The following is a 19,493-nucleotide window of genomic DNA, read 5'->3' on the forward strand; positions in this document are numbered from 1 at the left end:
GCCGGGGCTCCGCCCCTGGACCCCGCTCCTCAAACGCCGGAGGGGCTGGAAGGCGGGCCCTCCGCCCCCAACCGAGCTGGAAAAGGAGCGCCTCCCGAGGCGAGCTGGCGCACCTCCCCAAGCGGACCGGACGCGCACACCTGGTTGTGGGCAATCGTTCCGCGGAGGGGGCACCTCCCAGCGGTAGCTGGGGGAGGAACGGGTGGGCACAACCCACCCACCGGCCCGCACCCGGCGGCGAGAGCCCGGGGTCCAGGGGCAGCGCCCATGGTTCGGGAAGGGGCGGGGTGGGGGACAAGCACCCAGGCACCGGCACCCGCATCCCCACCCAAGCCACCACACCACCACCCCCGGAGAGCAACCCCGTGAGCGACACCCAGGAACTCAACGCCACCCTGGACGGCCCAACCACCGCCCCGCCCCTCATCCTCGGCCCCTCCATCGGCACGTCCCTCGCCGTCTGGGAGCCGCAACTCCCCACCCTCGCCCGCACCCACCGCACCCTGCGCTGGGACCTGCCGGGCCACGGCGGCTCACCGGCGACGCTGCTCCCCCACGACGGCAGCGCCACCATCGCCGACCTCGCCGCACTCGTACTCAACCTCGCCGACACGCACAACTGGGACCGCTTCGCCTACGCGGGCATCTCGATCGGCGGGGCCGTCGGGCTGTACCTCGCCGCCCACCACCCCGACCGCGTCTCATCCCTCGCAATCGTCTGCTCCTCGGCACACTTCGCCGAGCCCTCCGTCTGGCGGGACCGGGCGAAGCTCGTACGCGAACAAGGCACAGAAGCGATGGTGGCGAGCCGCCCGGGCCTCTGGTTCTCGCACGAGTTCGCCGACACCGACCGCGGCCGCGCCCTGCTCCAGGACCTCCGCGACACCGACCGCGCAGGCTACGCCGCGTGCTGCGACGTCCTCGCCGACTACGACGTACGCGACGTGCTGCCGTCCATCACCGCCCCCACCCTGGTCGTGGCGGGCCGCGACGACCCGGCCACCCCTCCCCCGCACGCCCGCGAGATCGCGGACGCGATCCCGGGCGCAAGCCTGGTGGAGGTCGCCCACTCGGCCCACCTGGCGGGCGCGGAGCGCCCGGAGACGGTCACCTCGGCCCTGGTCACCCACTTCGCGAACACCGTCACGAAAACGGCCACGGACGACACCACCCGGCACGCCGCCGGAATGGCCGTCCGCCGCGCCGTACTCGGCGACGCCCACGTGGACCGCGCGGTGGCCCGTACGACCCCGTTCACCGCCCGCTTCCAGGACTTCATCACCCGCTACGCGTGGGGCGAGATCTGGACCGGGGACGGTCTGGACCGCCGGATGCGCAGCGCCATCACCCTCACCGCGCTCATCGCGCACGGCCATGACGCCGAGCTGGCGATGCACATCCGGTCCGCGCTCACCAACGGCCTGACCCGAGACGAGATCGGCGAGGTGCTGTTGCAGAGCGCGATCTACTGCGGCGTCCCGGCGGCCAACTCCGCGTTCGCCACCGCCCAGCGGGTCTTCGACGAGATCGACGGCGAGAGCAGCACCGGCGGTTGACATACGGCCGCAACCAACCTGTCGTAATCCCGCCCCATCGTTGATCGTTGAGTCTGACGGCGACGACGCAGTAAAAGGGGGCGCGGTCACATGTCCATCAGCCGTAGGAGACTGCTCGGCACCGGCGGCGGGCTCGCCCTGGCCGGGGCGACGGGCGCGGGGTGCGGGTCCAACACCGGGCGGGGCGGGGACGACGGAAACGGCAAGCCGACCCTGTCGCAGTGGTACCACCAGTACGGCGAGCCCGGCACCGAGCAGGCGGTGAAGCGGTACGCGGACGACTTCGACGACGCCCGCGTCAAGGTCCAGTGGCGGCCGGGCAACTACGACCAGCAGACGGCCGCCGCGCTGCTGACGAAGTCCGGGCCGGACGTCTTCGAGGTCAACGGGCCGACGTTGGACCAGATCCGGGGCGGACAGGTGGTCGACCTGACGGACCTCCTCGAGGAGGCGAAGGACGACATCAACCCGGCCGTGCTCGCCCCCAAGACGTACGAGGGCAAGGTCTGGGCCATCCCGCAGGTGGTGGACATGCAGCTGCTCTACTACCGCACCAGCATGCTGAAGGACGCCGGGGTGGAGCCGCCCCGGACCCTGGACGCGCTGGTCGACGCGGCGAAGGAGCTGACCACCAAGAACGTCAAGGGGCTGTTCCTGGGCAACGACGGCGGCCCCGGCGTCCTCGGCGGCACACCGCTCAACGCCGCCGGACTGGAGCTGATCACCGAGGACGGGAAGGTCGGTTTCGACGACCCTGCCGCCGCCCGTACGCTCGGCAAGCTGCGCCAGCTGTACGCGGAGAAGTCGCTGCTGCTGGGCGCGCCGTCGGACTGGTCGGATCCGGCCGCGTTCACCCAGGGGCTGACGGCCATGCAGTGGTCGGGCCTGTGGGCGCTGCCGCAGGTGAAGAAGGCGCTGGGGGACGACTTCGGGGTGCTGCCGTTCCCCAAGGAGGGCGCGCAGGGGCGGCCCGCGGTGCCGGTGGGGGCGTACGGGGCGGCGGTGAGCGCGCGCAGCGAGCACAAGGAGCTGGCGAAGGCGTACGTCAAGTGGCTGTGGGTGGAGAAGACGGAGTACCAGGAGGACTTCGCGCTCACTTACGGCTTCCACATCCCCGCCCGGATGTCGCTCGCGCAGAAGGCACCCAAGCTGCGGCAGGGCGCGGCGGGCGAAGCGGTGCGGTACGCCACCGAGCACGGCCACGCCGAGCCGCTGCTGTGGACGCCGGCGAGCAAGGTCGCGTACCAGGACGCGCTGAGCCGCATCATCAAGGGCGGCGCGAACCCGGAGAGCGAGCTGCGGTCGGTGGTCCGCAAGACGGCGGCGGAGCTGCGCCGCGTGCAGAGCGCGCAGAAGAAGAGCTGATGCCGGGCAGATTGCCGGGGCGTCAGAACCGCACGCTCTGGTTCTGGATCTTCGTCGGCCCCTTCGTCCTCGGTCTGACCCTCTTCACGTACGTTCCCCTCGCCTGGAGCGCCTACCTCAGCCTCTTCGACGCGCACAACACGGTCACGCCGACCCGCTTCGTCGGGCTGGACAACTACACGGCGATGCTGCGCGACGACGCCTTCACCGGCAGCCTGGTGACGTTCCTGGTCTTCACGGCCTTCATCGTCCCGGCGACCTACGTACTCTCGCTCTCCCTCGCGCTGATGGTGAACCGGCTGCCCCGGGCGCAGGCGTTCTTCCGGTCGGTGTTCTTCCTTCCCGTGGCGTGCAGTTACGTCGTGGCGGCGCTGATCTGGAAGATGTCGATCTTCAACGGCGTGCGGTTCGGGCTGGCCAACACCGTCCTCGGCTGGTTCGGCGCCGATCAGATCGCCTGGCTGTCGACCACCGATCCGCCCTGGTACTGGCTGGTGATCGTCACCGTGCGGCTCTGGCTCCAGGCGGGCTTCTACATGGTGCTGTTCCTGGCCGGGCTCCAGCGCGTCTCGCCGCGGCTGTACGAGGCGGCCGCCGTGGACGGGGCCCGGCCGGGGTGGCAGGTGTTCCGGCACATCACCTTTCCGCAGCTGCGGGCGACGTCGGTGGCGGTGGTGCTGCTGCTGGTGATCAACGCGTTTCAGGCGTTCGACGAGTTCTACAACCTGCTGGCCGACTCGCGCGGCTATCCGCCGTACGCCCGCCCACCGCTGGTCTACCTCTACTACACGGCGCTCGGTCAGGGGCAGAACCTGGGCCTCGGCAGCGCGGGCGCGGTGATCCTTGCGCTGATCATCGCGGTGGTGACGGTCGTCCAGGCGCGCTGGTTCGGCCTGGGCCGCAAGGAGGACTGATGCACCCTCGTTCCCGGAACACGCACGACATACGGGACGCCCTGGTCGCCGTAGGACGCGCGGTGCGACTCATCCTGCTGATCGCCCTCGCGCTGCTGTTCCTGATCCCGTTCTATCTCCTCGTCCGCAACGGCCTGTCCAGCGAGGCGGACATCACCTCGCCCGGCTGGACGTTCTTCCCCACCGAACTGCACTGGTCGAACGTCACCGAGCTGTTCGAGGACCCGAACGTGCCGATGGCGCACGCGCTGCTCAACTCCTCCCTGATCGCCGTCCTCACCACCCTCGGCACCGTGCTGCTCGCCTCACTCGCCGGGTACGGGCTGGCCCGCATCCCGTACCGCTACGCCGACGCCGTCTTCTACTGGATCCTGGGCACCCTCATGGTCCCGGCCGCGGTCACCTTCGTCCCGAGCTTCGTGCTGGTCAGCTCGCTCGGCTGGATCTCCACGCTGCGCGGTCTCGTCGTGCCGACGCTGTTCAGCGCGGTCGCGGCGTTCATCTTCCGGCAGTACTTCCTGGGCTTCCCGAGGGAGCTGGAGGACGCGGCGCGGGTGGACGGGCTCGGCTACTGGCGTACGTACTGGCAGGTCGTGGTGCCGAACGCGCGGCCGGTCTTCGCGGCGGTCGGCACGATCGTCTTCATCGGCGCCTGGAACGCCTTCCTGTGGCCGCTGGTCATCGGCCAGGACCGGGAGGCGTGGACGGTCCAGGTCGCGCTGTCGACGTTCACCACCGCCCAGAGCGTCAACCTGCACGAGCTGTTCGTGGCGGCCGCCGTGTCGATCGTGCCGCTGCTGGTCGTCTTCCTCGTCCTCCAGCGCTACATCGTCGCGGGCGTCGAACGCACCGGCATCGACGACTGACGTCCCACACCCCGCGCCGGCGCCACCGGGACTCCGCCGCGCAGCAGGGCGGCGCCCAGCGGGGTGAGGGTGTGCAGCACGGCGCCGCCCTGGCGCAGCGTGTGGACGAGCCCCGCCTCGCGCAGCACGCTCGCGTGCTGGCTGGCCGAGGCGAGCGATACGCCGACCCGGCGGGCGAGTTCGCTCGTCGTACAGCCGCCGCCGACCTCCAGCAGCACCGCCGAGCGGGTGTGGCCGACGAGCTTGCCGAGGACACGCGTCTGGCCGGGCGCGGCGGGCACCGCGGGCGCGGGCGCGATACCGGCCCGCGGCTGGGCCGGGACGCCGCTCCGCGCGTGCTCCACGGGATAGACGAGAACCGGGGTCAGCTCCGGGTTGAGATACGTCACCGGCATCCTCCGGCAGAAGAACGACGGCAGGAGCAGCAGCCCCCGGCCGCGCAGCTCCAGGTCCCGGTCGACGGGGTAGTCCACCTCCAGCACGGGCGCGCGCCAGCGCATGGTCGGCGGCAGCGAGGACAGCAGCCCGTCGGCGCCCCCGTCCAGCAGCGCCCGGCCGCGGGCCGCCCGGTCGGCCTCGATGCGGGCCTGGATGTGCGGCCAGTACGGGGCGACAGCGGCCTCGTGGTACGAGCGCAGCACCGTCACCAGCCGGTCCAGCGGCCGCCGTTCACCCTGCGCCAGCCCGCGTATCCACCCCGGCAGGGCCCGGGCCGACGGCAGCCGGTCGATCTCGGCGTGCATCCGCTCGGCGGGCGTCGCGCGCAGCGCGTCCATGGCGGCGTCGCACCCGATGACGCCTTCGGCGGGCGTCAGGAAGTCGGGGAAATAGCCCCGCGAGGGAATGAGCGGCGCCAGCAGCCGCCCTTCGCCGTTGAGTCGGTTACGCGCCTCCGAGCGCCATTCCCCGTATACGGTCTCCGCACGGTTCTCGCGCAACCGGTGGAAACTTAAAACGGTCTCCCAGAGCGCGTCCGGGCGGATTGCCATCCGCAGCCGGGCCAGATCGAGTTCACTGAAATGAACACGTAGCACCAGACCCTCACAAGTGACATGGTGACCGCCCCCCGACCACCGTTGAGTATGCACGCTGGCACGGTCAGTGACCACGCCCTTTTGGCCAGATGTGAAAGGGGGAGCGCTACGCCCCGTCCAAGAGGAAAGCTGTTCTCCGGGAAAACCGGGCGCGCCGGGAAACACCACCGACGTCCGTCCGTAATTCAACAGGCGGTGCTCTGGGCCGTATTGCTCGTTCCCGTGGGGGGTGACGAGTGCGCAACGGCGACAGGGCACTTGTTGCCGCCCGATCCGATGCCGGGCGGCAACGGCTCCCGTGGGGGGAGTGAGAGGGGGCGGCACCTCCGCACAAGGTGCCGTCCCTTCATAGTGCGGCCCGAGGACACCCGAACGGTCATCGCCGCGGGCGTGCGACCAGCCGGACGTCCGGGCCGGACCGCGAGACGTCCAGCAGCTCGCACCGCAGGATGTCGTCCATCGTCTCGATGGTGCCGCCCTGGAGCGCGCTCACGGCGCACCTCCCGCACCCTGCCCGGTGACGACGTCACACGCGGTCCAGACGCTGTGGCGGGTGGGGCGGCCAGGGCCCGAGAGCAGGCAGCTCCTCCAACGCCACCGGTGACACCACGGGCGTACGTCCGGCCAGCCAGGCCGCCAGGTCGCGCACGCGCCCGGTGACCACCGCACCCGGCGACCCGTCACCGACGGACCACTGGCGGCGCACGTCCTCGGCACGGACGCGTGTGCCTGCCGGAAGGCGGACGAGGAGGAAGTCAATGGCATGTGCGGCCAGGTCGTCGGGCCAGTCCTCCGGCCGCACGCCGAGTTCCAGATCGACCATGTGGATCCATGCCTCGCGCCAGCGCGCGAAGACGGTGGCGGCAAGGTCCGCGTTGCGGAACGTGACCGGACGGCTCCAGTCCACGTCGGCGGCGCGCGCCCAGACCGCCTCCAGCCCGGCCGTGTGCGCGGCGAGTTCCGCGCGGTGCTCTGCGGCGCTGCGGCCGGCCGTAGCCTCGATGATCGCGTTGCGCTCGTCCACCCCGCCGTCATAACCCGCTACGAGCTCACCGCGCAGGGCGTGCTCCGCGAGACGGGCGAACATGCGCGCGTTGTCGGTGAGATGAGCGAGGACATGGCCGCGTGACCAGCCCGGAAGGGCGGACGCCTCCGCGACCTGCTGGTCGTTCAGTCCGGCCACGAGCCTTTCCAGCATCCGGTGGGCTTCGATCACTGCTGCGACAGGGGGTTGCATGACTCTCCGTCCTCCAGGGCACCGGCCACCGTACCGAGCCTTGTCCATCCGGTTCCGCGCCTTGCCGGGACGAGCCTTGTGGGGCATCGACACGCTCGGCGACGCTGCCTCGATGATGACTTCCTTCGTTGCGTTCGTCGGTGCGGCCTTTCTGATCGCCATGGTCCCAGGGCCGAGCACGGTCGTGATCCTGCGCCGAGCGGTGGTGAACGGCCGGCGGACGGGTATGGCCGCGGTCCTGGGTAATGAGTGCGGGGTGCTGCTGTGGGGCCTCGCCGCGGCCTTCGGTCTCTCGGCCTTGCTCCTGGCCTCGCAGGTCGCCTACGACGTCATCCGGGTTGCCGGCGCCGCGGTGCTGGTGTGGATGGGAGCGCGTGCCCTGTGGCAGGCGCGGCGAGCCGGCCGGCCGGATGAGGGACCGGCGGTAACAGCCGCGGTGCCGCTTCGGCGGGCGTACTGGCAGGGCCTGGTCACCAACGTCGCCAATCCGAAGGCCGGTGTGTTCGCCGTTTCCTTCCTGCCGCAGTTCGTGCCGCATGGAGCCCCCGTTCTTCCGACACTGCTCGCCTTCTCGGTGATCTGGGCCGTGGTCGACCTGATCTGGTACCTGCCGCTGGTCTGGCTGGCCGGACGGGTGGGAGGGGTGCTTCAGCGGCAGTCCGTTCGGCGCCGGATGGAACAGGTCTCCGGGGCGGTCCTGGTCGGGCTGGGGGTACGTCTGGCCACCGAGTCCTGACAAAGAGGGGGCGGCACCTCCGCACAAGGTGCCGCCCCCTTTGAGAGCCGGGGCCGGTGCCGGGTGAGGGTGGGTGTCCCGGCTGTGGTGCCCCGGTGGCCTTATCGGCTCGCCGCCGTCAGCGGCTCGGCGTTCGCCGTCAGCGGCCGTTGGCCGCCGCGCGGCCCGACTCCAGGCGGGCGACGGGGATGCGGAACGGGGAGCAGGAGACGTAGTCCAGGCCCACCTCGTGGAAGAAGTGGACGGACTCCGGGTCGCCGCCGTGTTCACCGCAGACGCCGAGCTTGAGGTCCGGGCGGGTGGCCCGTCCGGCCTGGGCGGCGGCGCGGACCAGGGAGCCGACGCCGTCCTTGTCGATCGTCTCGAAGGGGCTGACGCCGAAGATGCCCTTCTCCAGGTACGCGGTGAAGAAGCTGGCCTCCACGTCGTCTCGGGAGAAGCCCCACACGGTCTGGGTGAGGTCGTTGGTGCCGAAGGAGAAGAAGTCGGCGGACTCGGCGATCTGAGCGGCGGTCAGCGCGGCCCGGGGCAGCTCGATCATGGTGCCGAGGGCGAGCTTGAGGTCCACGCCGTGGGCGCGCTCGACCTCGGCGATGATCTGCTCGGCCTCCTCGCGGACGATCTCCAGCTCCTGGACGGTGCCGACGAGCGGAATCATGATCTCGGCACGCGGGTCGCCCTTGGCGTTCCGGCGGGCGGCGGCGGCCTCGGCGATGGCCCGGACCTGCATGGCGAACAGGCCGGGGATGACGAGTCCGAGGCGTACGCCGCGCAGGCCCAGCATCGGGTTCTGCTCGTGCAGCCGGTGGACGGCCTGGAGCAGCCGCAGGTCGTTCTCGTTGTGGTCCTTGCGGGACTCGGCGAGCGCGACGCGCACCGACAGCTCGGTGATGTCGGGCAGGAACTCGTGCAGCGGCGGGTCGAGCAGCCGGACGGTGACGGGCAGCCCGTCCATCGCCTCGAACAGCTCCACGAAGTCCTTCTTCTGGAGCGGCAGCAGCTCGCCGAGCGCGGCGTCGCGCTCCTCGTCGCCGTGGGCGAGGATCAGCCGCTCGACCATCTCGCGGCGCTCACCGAGGAACATGTGCTCGGTGCGGCACAGCCCGATGCCCTGGGCGCCGAAGCGGCGGGCGCGGGCGGCGTCCTCGGCGTTGTCCGCGTTGGCCCGTACCCGCAGGCGGCGGACCCGGTCCGCGTACGCCATGATCCGGTGGACGGCGCCGATCAGTTCGTCGGCGTCGTCGGCGCCCGCGTGCATGCGGCCCTCGAAGTACTCGACCACCGGGGACGGGACGACCGGGACCTCGCCCAGGTAGACCTTGCCGGAGGAGCCGTCGATCGAGACGACGTCGCCCTCCTCGATGACCAGGTCGTCCTTGCCGTCCGCGCTCGGCACGATCATGCGGCGGCGCTTGGTGTCGACCTCCAGGTCCTCCGCGCCGCACACACAGGTCTTGCCCATGCCGCGGGCGACGACGGCGGCGTGCGAGGTCTTGCCGCCGCGGGAGGTGAGGATGCCCTCCGCGGCGATCATGCCGTCCAGGTCGTCGGGGTTGGTCTCGCGGCGGATGAGGATGACCTTCTCACCGGAGCGGGACCACTTGACGGCGGTGTACGAGTCGAAGACGGCCTTGCCGACGGCGGCGCCCGGGGAGGCGGCGATGCCGCGCCCGATCTTCCGCACGGCGTCGCTCGCCGCGGCCTCCTCGTCGAAGCGCGGGAACATCAGCTGCGCGAGCTGCGCGCCGTTGACCCGGCGCAGCGCCTCGGCCTCGTCGATCAGGCCCTGGTCGACCAGCTGGGTGGCGATCCGGAAGGCGGCACCGGCGGTGCGCTTGCCGACCCGGGTCTGGAGCATCCACAGCTTGCCGCGCTCGATGGTGAACTCGATGTCGCACAGGTCCTTGTAGTGCGTCTCGAGCGTTTCCATGATCTGCATCAGCTCGTCGTACGAGCGCTTGTCGATCTGCTCCAGGTCCGCGAGCGGAACGGTGTTGCGGATGCCCGCGACGACGTCCTCGCCCTGGGCGTTCTGGAGGTAGTCGCCGTAGACGCCCTGGTGGCCGCTGGCCGGGTCGCGGGTGAAGGCGACGCCGGTACCCGAGTCGGGGCCGAGGTTGCCGAAGACCATGGAGCAGATGTTGACCGCGGTGCCCAGGTCGTGAGGGATGCGCTCCTGGCGGCGGTAGAGCTTGGCGCGGTCGCCGTTCCAGGAGTCGAACACGGCCCGGACGGCGAGGTCCATCTGCTCGCGCGGCTCCTGCGGGAAGCTGCGGCCGGTCTCCTGGGAGACGATCGTCTTGAACTCGGCGACCAGTTTCTTGAGGTCGGCGGCGTCCAGGTCGATGTCGACGGTGACGCCCTTGGCCTGCTTGGCCGCGTCGATGGCCTCCTCGAAGAGGTCGCCGTTCACGCCCAGCACGGTCTTGCCGAACATCTGGATGAGGCGGCGGTAGGAGTCCCAGGCGAACCGGTCGTCGCCCGCCTGCGCGGCGAGCCCGGCGACGGACTCGTCGGAGAGGCCGATGTTGAGGACGGTGTCCATCATCCCGGGCATCGAGAACTTCGCGCCGGAGCGTACGGATACCAGGAGCGGGTCGTCGGCCTGGCCGAGCTTCTTCCCCATCTTCCCTTCGAGCGCTTCGAGGTGCGCACTCACCTCGTCGCGGAGGGCCGTGGGCTCGGAACCACTGTCGAGGTAGACCTTGCACGCCTCGGTGGTGATGGTGAATCCCGGTGGCACGGGGAGACCGAGATTGGTCATCTCGGCGAGGTTCGCACCCTTCCCGCCGAGCAGGTCCTTGAGATCCTTGTTGCCCTCGGTGAAGTCGTAAACGAACTTCTGCTGATCTTGTGTTTCCGGCACGGGACTCGATCTCCTCGGCTCGGCTGCCCTGACGGCGGGGAGCGTACCCAGATCGAAGGCTCCTGAGTATGTCCACTCCACCGTCATTCGGCTGTAACCACCCGCCTGCCACGTGTTCGAAAGCGCACCGCCCAAAGGAGTGGCGCGGGTCACTCCTTCAAGAGTCGAACACATGCACACGCCATGCATGTCACCGACAGGCAATTGGTCACTGTGTGTTATCGCTGGTTCGAGGCTTCGAACATCGGGAGCATGGCACTGAGTGCCATGCATTGAGGAGGTGAGCACAGCGGACGACCGCCGACCCACCCCTCCACTTCCGCTCATCTGAGCGAAGGCTTGATCAGAGTGGCGAGAATCACCCCCCTCCAGAGTGCCTCGTCTCACTCTGCGGACACCAACGAGAGGATGCTCGCTCAGATGAGCGATTCGCAGGTGAGTGCCGGTCGCGGGGCCGGTATCGTGCCCCCACACGCCATGACGAGGAGGCCCCGTGACCAGCGCCCGGCGCGCGCTCGCGCAGGTGGTGCCCGGCGCGCGGCGCGTCCTCGACGAGAACTGGACCGGCTCCTCCACGGTCCCCTCCCGCGGCCTCTATCCGCACCAGTGGAGCTGGGATTCGGCGTTCATCGCGATCGGATCGCGTCATCTTTCGGTACGCCGTGCCCAGCGGGAACTGGAAACCCTGCTCACGGCCCAGTGGGACGACGGACGGATCCCCCACATCGTCTACAACCCCGCGGTGCCGCCGGGCGCCTACTTCCCGGGCCCCGACTTCTGGCGGCCGTCCACGGGGAACACCGGCGCGCCGCCCGGCGTCGCGACTTCCGGGATCATCCAGCCGCCGGTGCACGCGCTCGCCTGTCTGCTGGTGCACCACGCCGACCCGCGCGCCTCGGTGCGGTCCGGCTTCCTGGCCCGTACGTACCCCCGGCTCGCCGCCTGGCACCGCTATCTGACCGACCGGCGCGATCTGGGCGGCGGCGGTCTGGTGGCGGTGGTCCACCCCTGGGAGCCGGGCATGGACAACAGCCCCTGCTGGGACGCCCCGCTGGCCCGCGTCGAACCCGTACCGCCGGAGACGTTCCAGCGCGCCGACCTCGACCACGGCGCGGCCACCGACCGCCCCACGAACCTGGACTACGGGCGGTACGTGCGCCTCGCGGCGGACTACCGGGACGGGGGCTACCGGGACGGGGGCTACGAGGACCGCCCCGGCGCGGACCGCCCCGGCGCGCCCGCCTTCGTGGTCGAGGACCCGGGGGTCAACGCGCTGCTGATCGCCTCCGAACACGCCCTGGCCGAGATCGCGCAGAGCGTCGGCGCGGACCCCCGCCCGCACCACGCCGGGGCGGCCCGGCTGACGGCCGCCCTGCTGGACCGGCTGTGGGACCCGGCCGCCGGGCTGTTCCTGTGCCGCGATGTGGTGGGCGGTGGCCTGATCCCCGAGCTGAGCGCGGCGGGCCTGCTGCCGCTGCTCGTCCCGGAGCTGCCCCGGGCCACGGTCGACGCGCTGCTCCGTACCGCCGCGGGCGAGCACTTCGGGCTGGGCACCTCGGTGCGCCTGGTGCCCAGCTACGACCTGCGCGGCCGCGTCTTCGACCCGTCCCGCTACTGGCGGGGACCCGCCTGGTTCAACGTCAACTGGCTCCTGGAACGGGGCTTGCGGCTGCACGGCGCCGTCCCGGAGGCGGACGCGCTGCGGGCCGCGGCCCTGGAGGTGGCCGCCGCCTCCGGGTTCGCCGAGTACGTCGACCCGTACACGGAGGAGGCGCGCGGCACCCGGGACTTCAGCTGGACGGCGGCGCTGGCCCTGGACCTGGCGGTCGGCTCGTCCCGCTGAGCCCTCAGCCGCCCGAGGTGTCCAGCTCCGCGTCCGCGGTCACGCCCGCGCAGTCGTACGGGTCCGCCAGCCAGCCGTCCGGGAGCACCACCCGGTTGCGGCCCGAGGTGCGGCCGCGGGGGCCGTCGGCGCCGGGCGGCCACTCCTGGTCCAGGTCCAGCTCGGCCAGCAGGTCGTCCAGCTCGGCCAGGGACGAGGTGATCGCGAGCCGCTTGCGCATCTCGGAGCCGACCGAGAAGCCCTTGGTGTACCAGGCGACGTGCTTACGGAAGTCGATCACGCCGCGCTCCTCGTCCTCCAGCCACTCGGCGAGCAGCTCGGCGTGGCGGCGCATCACGGCGGCGACCTCCTTCAGCGTGGGCCGGGCGGAACCGGCACCGGCGCCGGCCCCGCCGCCGGGTTCGAAGGCCGCCACCAGGTCGCCGAAGAGCCACGGCCGCCCCAGGCAGCCGCGCCCGACGACCACGCCGTCGCACCCGGTCCGGTCCATCATCCGCACCGCGTCCTCGGCGGACCAGATGTCGCCGTTGCCCAGCACCGGGATCTCCGGGACGGTCTCCTTCAGCCGCGCGATGGCGTCCCAGTCGGCGGTGCCGCCGTAGTGCTGGGCGGCCGTGCGGCCGTGCAGCGCGATCGCGGTCACGCCCTCCTCGACCGCGATCCGGCCCGCGTCGAGGTAGGTGATGTGGTCGTCGTCGATGCCCTTGCGCATCTTCATGGTCACCGGCAGCGGTCCTGCGCCCGTCACGGCCTCGCGCAGGATCGCGCGCAGCAGGTTCCGCTTGTACGGGAGCGCCGAGCCGCCGCCCTTGCGGGTCACCTTGGGCACCGGGCAGCCGAAGTTGAGGTCGATGTGGTCGGCCAGGTCCTCGTCCACGATCATCCGCACGGCCTTGCCGACGGTCGCCGGGTCGACCCCGTACAGCTGGATGGAACGCGGCTTCTCGGTGCCGTCGAAGTGGATCAGCCGCATGGTCTTGGCGTCCCGCTCGACCAGCGCCCGGGTCGTGATCATCTCGCTGACGAACAGCCCCTTGCCGCTGCTGAACTCCCGGCACAGGGTGCGGAACGGCGCGTTGGTGATCCCGGCCATCGGTGCGAGCACGACCGGTGGCTGAACCGTATGCGGGCCGATCTGCAGCTGCGTCTGGGTCATGGGATGAGCTTCCTTCGGGGGCGGGTAGGAGGGTTCGTACGGGCCGGACCTCTCATTGTCCCGCACCCGCGCAGGGGATCCGCCCGGGCGGTTCGCACCTCCGTAATCCACGACATCGTTGTAGCGTTCAACCATGCCTGAGCTCAGCCCTCGGCGGCGCATGCTCGTGCTGGCGATCTGCTGCATGAGCCTGCTGATCGTCAGCCTCGACAACACCGTGCTGAACGTCGCCCTGCCCTCGATGCGGACCGATCTGAACGCCTCCGTCTCCGGAATGCAGTGGACGATCGACGCGTACACGCTCGTCCTCGCCGCGCTGCTGATGCTCGCCGGGTCGACGGCCGACCGGTTGGGGCGCAAGCGCGTCTTCCAGGCCGGGCTGGTGATCTTCACCCTCGGCTCCGCGCTGTGCAGCCTCGCCCCCAGCCTGGGGGCGCTGGTCGGCTTCCGCATGGTGCAGGCCATCGGCGGTTCGATGCTCAACCCCGTGGCCATGTCGATCATCACCAACACCTTCACCGAGCCCCGGGAGCGGGCCCGGGCGATCGGGGTGTGGGGCGGGGTCGTCGGCATCAGCATGGCCGCCGGGCCGATCGTCGGCGGGGTGCTGGTGGAGTCGGTCGGCTGGCGCTCGATCTTCTGGATAAACCTTCCGGTCGGGCTCGCGGCGGTGGCACTGACCGCCCGTTTCGTGCCGGAGTCGCGCGCTCCGAAGCCCCGCAGGCCCGACCCCATCGGCCAGTTGCTGGTCATCGCCGTCCTCGGCTCCCTGACGTACGCCATCATCGAGGCGCCGGGGCACGGCTGGGGCTCGCCGCTGATCTCCGTCTGCACGGCGGTCGCCGTCGTCGGGCTCGTCGCGCTGATCCGCTACGAGCGGCGGCGTCCCGAACCGCTGATCGATGTGCGCTTCTTCCACAGCGCGCCCTTCAGCGGGGCGACGGTCATCGCGGTGAGCGCCTTCGCGGCGCTCGGCGGCTTCCTCTTCATGAACACGCTCTACCTCCAGGACGTCCGCGGGCTCGACGCCCTGCACGCCGGGCTGTGGATGCTGCCGATGGCGTTCATGTGCTTCATCTGCGCACCGCTGTCCGGGCGGCTGGTGGGCCACGGCGGGCCCCGGCTGCCGCTGCTGCTGGCCGGGGTGACGATAGGAGCCAGCGGGGTGCTGTTCGCCGTGTTCGACGCCCAGTCCAGCAATGTGCTGCTGCTGACCGGCTTTGTGCTGTTCGGCATCGGGTTCGGACTGGTCAACGCACCCATCACCAATACGGCCGTCTCCGGGATGCCCCGTTCGCAGGCCGGGGTCGCCTCCGCCGTCGCCTCCACCAGCCGTCAGGTGGGGCAGTCGCTCGGGGTCGCGGTGATCGGCGCGGTGCTGGCCGCGGGCGCGGCGGCCGGGGCGGCGGGTGCGGTGCCGGGCCACAAGGCGTCGGCCGCGGCCGCTGCCGCGTTCGTGGACGCCGCCCGGCCCGCCTGGTGGATCATCGCCGGATGCGGTGCCGTCATCCTGTTGCTGGGTGCCCTGACCACCGGCCGCTGGGCGCTGGCCACCACCCGGCACGCCGCCGCGCTGTTCGGGGACGGCGGGCCGACGGGTCAGACCTCGGCCAATTCGAGCGCGAGGGCGTGAAGCTGCTCCAGCCGCTCACGGGTCTCGGTGTCCACCGGGGTGTAGGTGAGCAGCTTGGGCCCCTGGTTGGGGCCGGTCCACAGACTGGTCGAGGTCAGCCGCAGCACGCCCACCGTCGACTGCCGGAAGACCTTGATCTTGTCGCTGGGCCGCAGCACCTCATGGCGCGCCCAGATCTCCCGGAACTCCGGTGAGGCCTCCTCCAGCCGCCTCAGCAGCGCCTTCCAGGCGGGCTCGGCGACGTGTTCGGCCATCGCGGCGCGGAACTTGGCGGCCATCAGCCGGATCGTCTCGTCCCGGTCGACCAGGCTCGCGCGCCAGTCGTCGTTGGTGAAGGCCAGCCACATGCAGTTGCGGTCCTCCGGCGGCAGCGCGTCCAGGTCGCACATCAGCAGCCGGTAGGTGCGGTTGTACGCGAGGAGGTCGAACCGGGCGTTCTGCACGCACGCCGGGAACGGCTCCAGCTGCTCCAGCATCACCTGGAGCGACTGCGGGACTCCGGAGCACTCGCTCCCGGGGGTCGGATCGATCTCCCCTGCGAGGACGAAGAGATGCGCGCGTTCACTGCGGTCCAGCAGCAGCGCGCGGGCGATGGCGTCGAGGACCTGCACCGACACATGGATGTCCCGGGCCTGCTCCAGCCAGGTGTACCAGGTGACGCCCACCGTGGAGAGCTGGGCGACCTCCTCGCGGCGCAGCCCGGGGGTCCGCCGGCGGCGGCCGCGGGGCAACCCCACCTGCTCGGGAGTGATCCGCTCCCGGCGGCTGCGCAGAAAGGCCGCCAGCTCGGTCCGTCTGATCGCGGCCCCGCCGGTGGACGTGGCACCCTGCACCGTGATGGTCATGGCTCCAGAGTGCCCCAGGGCTCAGCCGGTTGCCAGGTACTTCTTGTACCAGGATAAAGACACTCTGGTACCCGGCTGAGCGCGGCGGGATCGTCTGAAGCATGACCGAAACAGAGATTCGTGCCAGAACCGCCGCCCCGGCCGCCCGGGGCACCGCCACGACGCCGTCCGCCGCGACACCGCACGGCGGGACACCTCACAGTGGGACGCTGAGTGGCCCGGGGCTGTTCACCCTGCTGCTCGGGGCGGCGCTTCCTCTGATCGACTTCTTCATCGTCAACGTGGCCCTGCCCACCATGGACCGCGACCTGAACGCGGGCCCCGCCGTCCTGGAACTGATCGTCGCGGGATACGGCGTGGCGTACGCGGTGCTGCTCGTCCTCGGCGGACGGCTGGGCGACTCCTTCGGGCGGCGACGGCTCTTCCTCGCCGGAATGGCGGCCTTCGGGGTGACCTCGCTGGCCTGCGGGCTCGCCCCGGACGCGTGGAGCCTGGTCGCGGCGCGCGTCGCACAGGGCGCCGCGGCGGCGCTGATGCTGCCGCAGGTGCTCGCCACCATTCACGCCTCCACCAGCGGCTCCCGCCGCGCCCGCGCGCTGAGCATGTACGGCGCGACGGCCGGTCTCGCCATGGTGGCGGGGCAGATCCTGGGCGGGGTGCTGGTGGCCGCGGACATCGCGGGCACCGGGTGGCGCGCGGTCTTCCTGGTCAACGTCCCGGTCGCGCTGATCGGCCTGGTGCTGGCCGTGCGTACGGTGCCCGAGACCCGCTCGGACCGGCCCGCGCCGGTGGATGTGCCGGGCACGGTGCTGCTGGCCGTCTCGCTGATCACGCTGATGGTGCCGCTGACCGAGGGACGGGCGGCGGGCTGGCCGCTGTGGACCTGGCTGCTGCTGGGCGTGTTCCCCTTCGCGGCGGCGGCGTTCTACGTGATCGAGCGCCGCGCCGACCGGGCCGGTGCCACTCCCCTGCTGCCGCCGAGCCTGTTCGCGCTGCGCGGGCTGCGGCGCGGACTGCCGATGCTGGTGCCCTTCTCGATCGGCTTCGGCGGCTTCATGTTCGTCATCGCGGTCGCCCTGCAACAGGGCCTGCGATACGGGCCGGTCGCGGCCGGTCTGGCGCTGGCACCGATGGCCGCCGCCTTCTTCGTGGCCTCGCTCATGGGGCCGCGTCTGGTCGGCCGGTACGGCAGCCGCGTGGTGACCACCGGCGGACTGCTCCAGGCAGTGGGCCTGGGGCTGCTGATGCTGGCCGTGGCGCGTGACTGGCCGGACCTGTCCCTGGCGGGGCTGCTGCCGGGGGTCGCGCTGGCCGGTTTCGGGCAGGGGCTCCAACTGCCGGTGCTGGTCCGGATCGTGCTGTCCGAGGTGCCGAACGAGCGGGCCGGGGTGGGCAGCGGCGTGATGGTCACGACCCAGCAGTCCTCGCTGGCGCTGGGCGTCGCCACGCTCGGCACGCTGTTCCTCGCGCTGGTGCCGTCGGTGGGAATGGGCGACGCGCTGGTGATCACGCTCGCGGCGCAGCTCGCGGCGGTCGCGCTGACCGTGCTGCTGAGCTTGCGACTGCCGCGCGTGGTGGCGTGAGCGGGCCGGTGGGCAGAGCAGACGGGCGATGACGGTCGGGCGATGACAGGCGGGCGATAGCGGCTGAGCGATGACAGCCGAGCGATATCAGACGGGCAATGACAGCCAGGGGATGACGGTCAAGGGATGACAGACAGGCGATGACGGGTAGGCGATGACAGATATTGAAATCTGTCATCGCATCTGCCACGCTTGTCAACGCACCCGTATGGAACCCCCGAGTCCCCGCAAGGAGCACCCCCATGCAGATGCGCCAACTCGGCACCACCGGCCCCCAGGTCTCCGCGATCGGCCTCGGCTGCATGGGCATGTCCGCCCTGTACGGCCCCACCGACCGCGCCGAGTCCCTCGCCACCATCCACGCCGCGCTCGACGCCGGGGTCACCCTGCTGGACACCGGCGACTTCTACGCCATGGGCCACAACGAACTGCTCATCAACGAGGCCCTGCGCACCGCCCCCGTCGGCCACCGCGAAAACGCCCTGCTCAGCGTGAAGTTCGGAGCCCTGCGCGGCCCCGACGGAGGCTGGTCCGGCTATGACGGCCGCCCGGCCGCCGTCAAGAACTTCGCCGCCTACTCGCTCCAGCGCCTCGGCGCCGACCACATCGACATCTACCGCATCGCCCGCGTCGACCCCGACGTCCCGATCGAGGAGACCGTGGGTGCCATCGCCGAGCTGGTGGAGGCCGGGTACGTACGGAACATCGGGCTGTCCGAGGCGGGCGCGGAGACCATACGCCGGGCCGCCGCCGTCGCCCCCATCTGCGACCTCCAGATCGAGTACTCGCTGATCTCCCGCGGCATCGAGGACGAGATCCTGCCGGTCTGCCGCGAACTGGGCGTCGGCATCACCGCGTACGGCGTGCTCTCCCGGGGGCTGATCAGCGGCCACTGGAGCCGGGACCGCAAGCTCGCCGAGGGCGACTTCCGCAGCTTCAACCCGCGCTTCGGCGCAGAGAACGTCGACCACAACCTCGGCCTGGTCGAGGCCCTGCGCAAGGTCGCCGACGACAAGGGCATCAGCGTCGCGCAGACCGCCATCGCCTGGGTGCTCGCCCAGGGCCCCAAGCACGCCACGGCCATCGTGCCGTTGATCGGCTCCCGCACACGTGCACAGCTGACGGAGGCGCTCGGCTCCCTGGGCGCTACGCTCGACGCCGACGACCTGGCCGCGATCGAGGAAGTCGTACCAGAAGGTGCTGCCGCGGGCGACCGCTACCCGGAGGCGCAAATGACCTTCCTCGACAGCGAGAAGAAGTAAGGGACCCGATGCCGCCGCCCGAGACACCCCTGACCCCCGACCGCGTCCTCGAAGCCACCGAGGACGTGCTGCGCCGCTTCGGCCCGGCCAAGGCCACGGTCGTGGACGTCGCCCGCGCGCTCGGGGTCAGCCACGGCAGTGTCTACCGCCACTTCCGCACCAAGGCGGCCCTGCGCGAGGCGGTCACTGAGCGGTGGCTCGACCAGGCACACGACGAACTGTCCGCCATCGCCCGCGCCAAGGGCCCGGCGGCCGAGCGCCTGCGCGAGTGGCTGGCCACCCTCTTCGCCGCCAAGCGGCGCAAGGCGGGCGACGATCCGGAGCTGTTCGCCACGTATCTGTCCCTGGCCGCCGAGAACAGCGGCACCGTCGCCCGGCACATCGAGACGATGGTCGGCGACCTCACGAAGATCGTGGAAAGCGGCCTCGCGAGCGGCGAGTTCACAACGCGCAACGCCCGCAAGACGGCCCAGGCCCTGTGGTCCGCGACGGCCCACTTCCACGACCCGGTCTACGCCAACGAGTGGTCGGACCCCGGCGCGGAGCTGGCCTTCACCGACCTCTTCAACCTGCTGCTGAACGGCCTGCGGGCGTAAC

The 19,493-nt window shown here is 71.1% G+C and carries 15 protein-coding genes; 10 read left to right on the forward strand and 5 right to left on the reverse strand.

Annotated elements, in window-relative coordinates:
• Window positions 1-365: 365 nt before the first annotated feature.
• The 4 genes from pcaDC to EEJ42_RS27450 all read left to right on the forward strand — a co-directional run bounded on the left by pcaDC (window position 366) and on the right by EEJ42_RS27450 (window position 4,701).
• On the forward strand, window positions 366-1,556 hold the full coding sequence (gene pcaDC, locus EEJ42_RS27435) for a bifunctional 3-oxoadipate enol-lactonase/4-carboxymuconolactone decarboxylase PcaDC (protein WP_123103981.1): 1,191 nt from the start codon (window positions 366-368) through the stop codon (window positions 1,554-1,556).
• Between the two features lie 90 nt (window positions 1,557-1,646).
• Entirely contained in the window at window positions 1,647-2,921 is a 1,275-nt protein-coding gene (locus EEJ42_RS27440) for an ABC transporter substrate-binding protein (RefSeq protein ID WP_184503300.1), read from the forward strand.
• Window positions 2,921-3,835 carry a carbohydrate ABC transporter permease gene (locus tag EEJ42_RS27445; RefSeq protein WP_123103983.1) on the forward strand — a complete coding sequence of 305 codons (915 nt, stop codon included), beginning with the start codon at window positions 2,921-2,923 and terminating at the stop codon, window positions 3,833-3,835. The genes EEJ42_RS27440 and EEJ42_RS27445 overlap by 1 nt, the downstream gene beginning before the upstream one ends.
• Before the next feature lie 29 nt (window positions 3,836-3,864).
• Complete coding sequence (locus EEJ42_RS27450; RefSeq protein WP_123104090.1) at window positions 3,865-4,701, forward strand: carbohydrate ABC transporter permease; 837 nt, start codon at window positions 3,865-3,867, stop codon at window positions 4,699-4,701.
• On the opposite strand, the gene EEJ42_RS27455 is transcribed toward EEJ42_RS27450, so the two are convergent.
• Both EEJ42_RS27455 and EEJ42_RS27465 read right to left on the reverse strand, forming a co-directional pair.
• A complete protein-coding gene (locus EEJ42_RS27455) occupies window positions 4,659-5,735 on the reverse strand; it encodes an ArsR/SmtB family transcription factor (RefSeq protein ID WP_123103985.1) in 1,077 nt (358 codons plus the stop codon). The two genes, EEJ42_RS27450 and EEJ42_RS27455, sit on opposite strands and share 43 nt — an antisense overlap.
• A gap of 526 nt (window positions 5,736-6,261) precedes the next feature.
• The gene (locus EEJ42_RS27465) at window positions 6,262-6,972 is read right to left on the reverse strand and encodes a maleylpyruvate isomerase family mycothiol-dependent enzyme (RefSeq protein WP_246097426.1); all 711 of its coding nucleotides are present in this window, start codon (window positions 6,970-6,972) and stop codon (window positions 6,262-6,264) included.
• 112 nt (window positions 6,973-7,084) lie between these two features.
• On the opposite strand from EEJ42_RS27465, the gene EEJ42_RS27470 reads away from it, so the two are divergent.
• Complete coding sequence (locus EEJ42_RS27470) at window positions 7,085-7,708, forward strand: LysE family translocator (RefSeq protein WP_123104094.1); 624 nt, start codon at window positions 7,085-7,087, stop codon at window positions 7,706-7,708.
• 139 nt (window positions 7,709-7,847) lie between these two features.
• Here the strand turns inward: EEJ42_RS27470 and ppdK are convergent, their stop codons facing one another.
• Window positions 7,848-10,574, reverse strand: a complete 2,727-nt coding sequence (ppdK, locus tag EEJ42_RS27475; protein WP_123103987.1) for a pyruvate, phosphate dikinase — start codon at window positions 10,572-10,574, stop codon at window positions 7,848-7,850.
• Between the two features lie 493 nt (window positions 10,575-11,067).
• Between ppdK and EEJ42_RS27480 the strand changes: the two genes are divergently transcribed.
• Window positions 11,068-12,417: an MGH1-like glycoside hydrolase domain-containing protein gene (locus EEJ42_RS27480; protein ID WP_123103989.1), complete on the forward strand. Its 1,350-nt coding sequence runs from the start codon at window positions 11,068-11,070 to the stop codon at window positions 12,415-12,417.
• Window positions 12,418-12,421: 4 nt separating this feature from the next.
• On the opposite strand, the gene dusB is transcribed toward EEJ42_RS27480, so the two are convergent.
• Window positions 12,422-13,573 (reverse strand): tRNA dihydrouridine synthase DusB, encoded by a 1,152-nt coding sequence (gene dusB, locus EEJ42_RS27485; protein ID WP_123103991.1) that lies wholly within the window; start codon window positions 13,571-13,573, stop codon window positions 12,422-12,424.
• Between the two features lie 133 nt (window positions 13,574-13,706).
• On the opposite strand from dusB, the gene EEJ42_RS27490 reads away from it, so the two are divergent.
• A complete protein-coding gene (locus EEJ42_RS27490) occupies window positions 13,707-15,206 on the forward strand; it encodes an MFS transporter (RefSeq protein WP_123103993.1) in 1,500 nt (499 codons plus the stop codon).
• Here EEJ42_RS27490 and EEJ42_RS27495 read toward each other — a convergent pair.
• Complete coding sequence (locus tag EEJ42_RS27495) at window positions 15,173-16,051, reverse strand: helix-turn-helix transcriptional regulator (RefSeq protein WP_123103995.1); 879 nt, start codon at window positions 16,049-16,051, stop codon at window positions 15,173-15,175. The genes EEJ42_RS27490 and EEJ42_RS27495 overlap by 34 nt on opposite strands.
• Window positions 16,052-16,152: 101 nt before the next feature.
• On the opposite strand from EEJ42_RS27495, the gene EEJ42_RS27500 reads away from it, so the two are divergent.
• The 3 genes from EEJ42_RS27500 to EEJ42_RS27510 all read left to right on the forward strand — a co-directional run bounded on the left by EEJ42_RS27500 (window position 16,153) and on the right by EEJ42_RS27510 (window position 19,492).
• Window positions 16,153-17,634 carry an MFS transporter gene (locus tag EEJ42_RS27500; RefSeq protein WP_123103997.1) on the forward strand — a complete coding sequence of 494 codons (1,482 nt, stop codon included), beginning with the start codon at window positions 16,153-16,155 and terminating at the stop codon, window positions 17,632-17,634.
• Between the two features lie 242 nt (window positions 17,635-17,876).
• Window positions 17,877-18,896 (forward strand): aldo/keto reductase, encoded by a 1,020-nt coding sequence (locus tag EEJ42_RS27505; RefSeq protein WP_123104000.1) that lies wholly within the window; start codon window positions 17,877-17,879, stop codon window positions 18,894-18,896.
• A gap of 8 nt (window positions 18,897-18,904) precedes the next feature.
• Window positions 18,905-19,492: a TetR/AcrR family transcriptional regulator gene (locus EEJ42_RS27510; protein WP_123104002.1), complete on the forward strand. Its 588-nt coding sequence runs from the start codon at window positions 18,905-18,907 to the stop codon at window positions 19,490-19,492.
• The last annotated feature ends 1 nt before the right edge of the window (window position 19,493 follow it).

Origin of the sequence: Streptomyces botrytidirepellens (genome assembly GCF_003721215.1) — a bacterium.
Classification (GTDB): Bacteria; Actinomycetota; Actinomycetes; order Streptomycetales; family Streptomycetaceae; genus Streptomyces; species Streptomyces himastatinicus.

Excerpts from the sequence above, each read along its gene's own strand:
- EEJ42_RS27500 (WP_123103997.1), top strand. The coding sequence starts at position 16,153 with ATGACCGAAACAGAGATTCGTGCCAGAACCGCCGCCCCGGCCGCCCGG.
- EEJ42_RS27445 (WP_123103983.1), top strand. The coding sequence starts at position 2,921 with ATGCCGGGCAGATTGCCGGGGCGTCAGAACCGCACGCTCTGGTTCTGG.
- EEJ42_RS27470 (WP_123104094.1), top strand. The coding sequence starts at position 7,085 with ATGATGACTTCCTTCGTTGCGTTCGTCGGTGCGGCCTTTCTGATCGCC.
- EEJ42_RS27440 (WP_184503300.1), top strand. The coding sequence starts at position 1,647 with ATGTCCATCAGCCGTAGGAGACTGCTCGGCACCGGCGGCGGGCTCGCC.
- EEJ42_RS27495 (WP_123103995.1), bottom strand. The coding sequence starts at position 16,051 with ATGACCATCACGGTGCAGGGTGCCACGTCCACCGGCGGGGCCGCGATC.
- EEJ42_RS27505 (WP_123104000.1), top strand. The coding sequence starts at position 17,877 with ATGCAGATGCGCCAACTCGGCACCACCGGCCCCCAGGTCTCCGCGATC.
- EEJ42_RS27490 (WP_123103993.1), top strand. The coding sequence starts at position 13,707 with ATGCCTGAGCTCAGCCCTCGGCGGCGCATGCTCGTGCTGGCGATCTGC.
- dusB (WP_123103991.1), bottom strand. The coding sequence starts at position 13,573 with ATGACCCAGACGCAGCTGCAGATCGGCCCGCATACGGTTCAGCCACCG.
- EEJ42_RS27465 (WP_246097426.1), bottom strand. The coding sequence starts at position 6,972 with ATGCAACCCCCTGTCGCAGCAGTGATCGAAGCCCACCGGATGCTGGAA.
- EEJ42_RS27510 (WP_123104002.1), top strand. The coding sequence starts at position 18,905 with ATGCCGCCGCCCGAGACACCCCTGACCCCCGACCGCGTCCTCGAAGCC.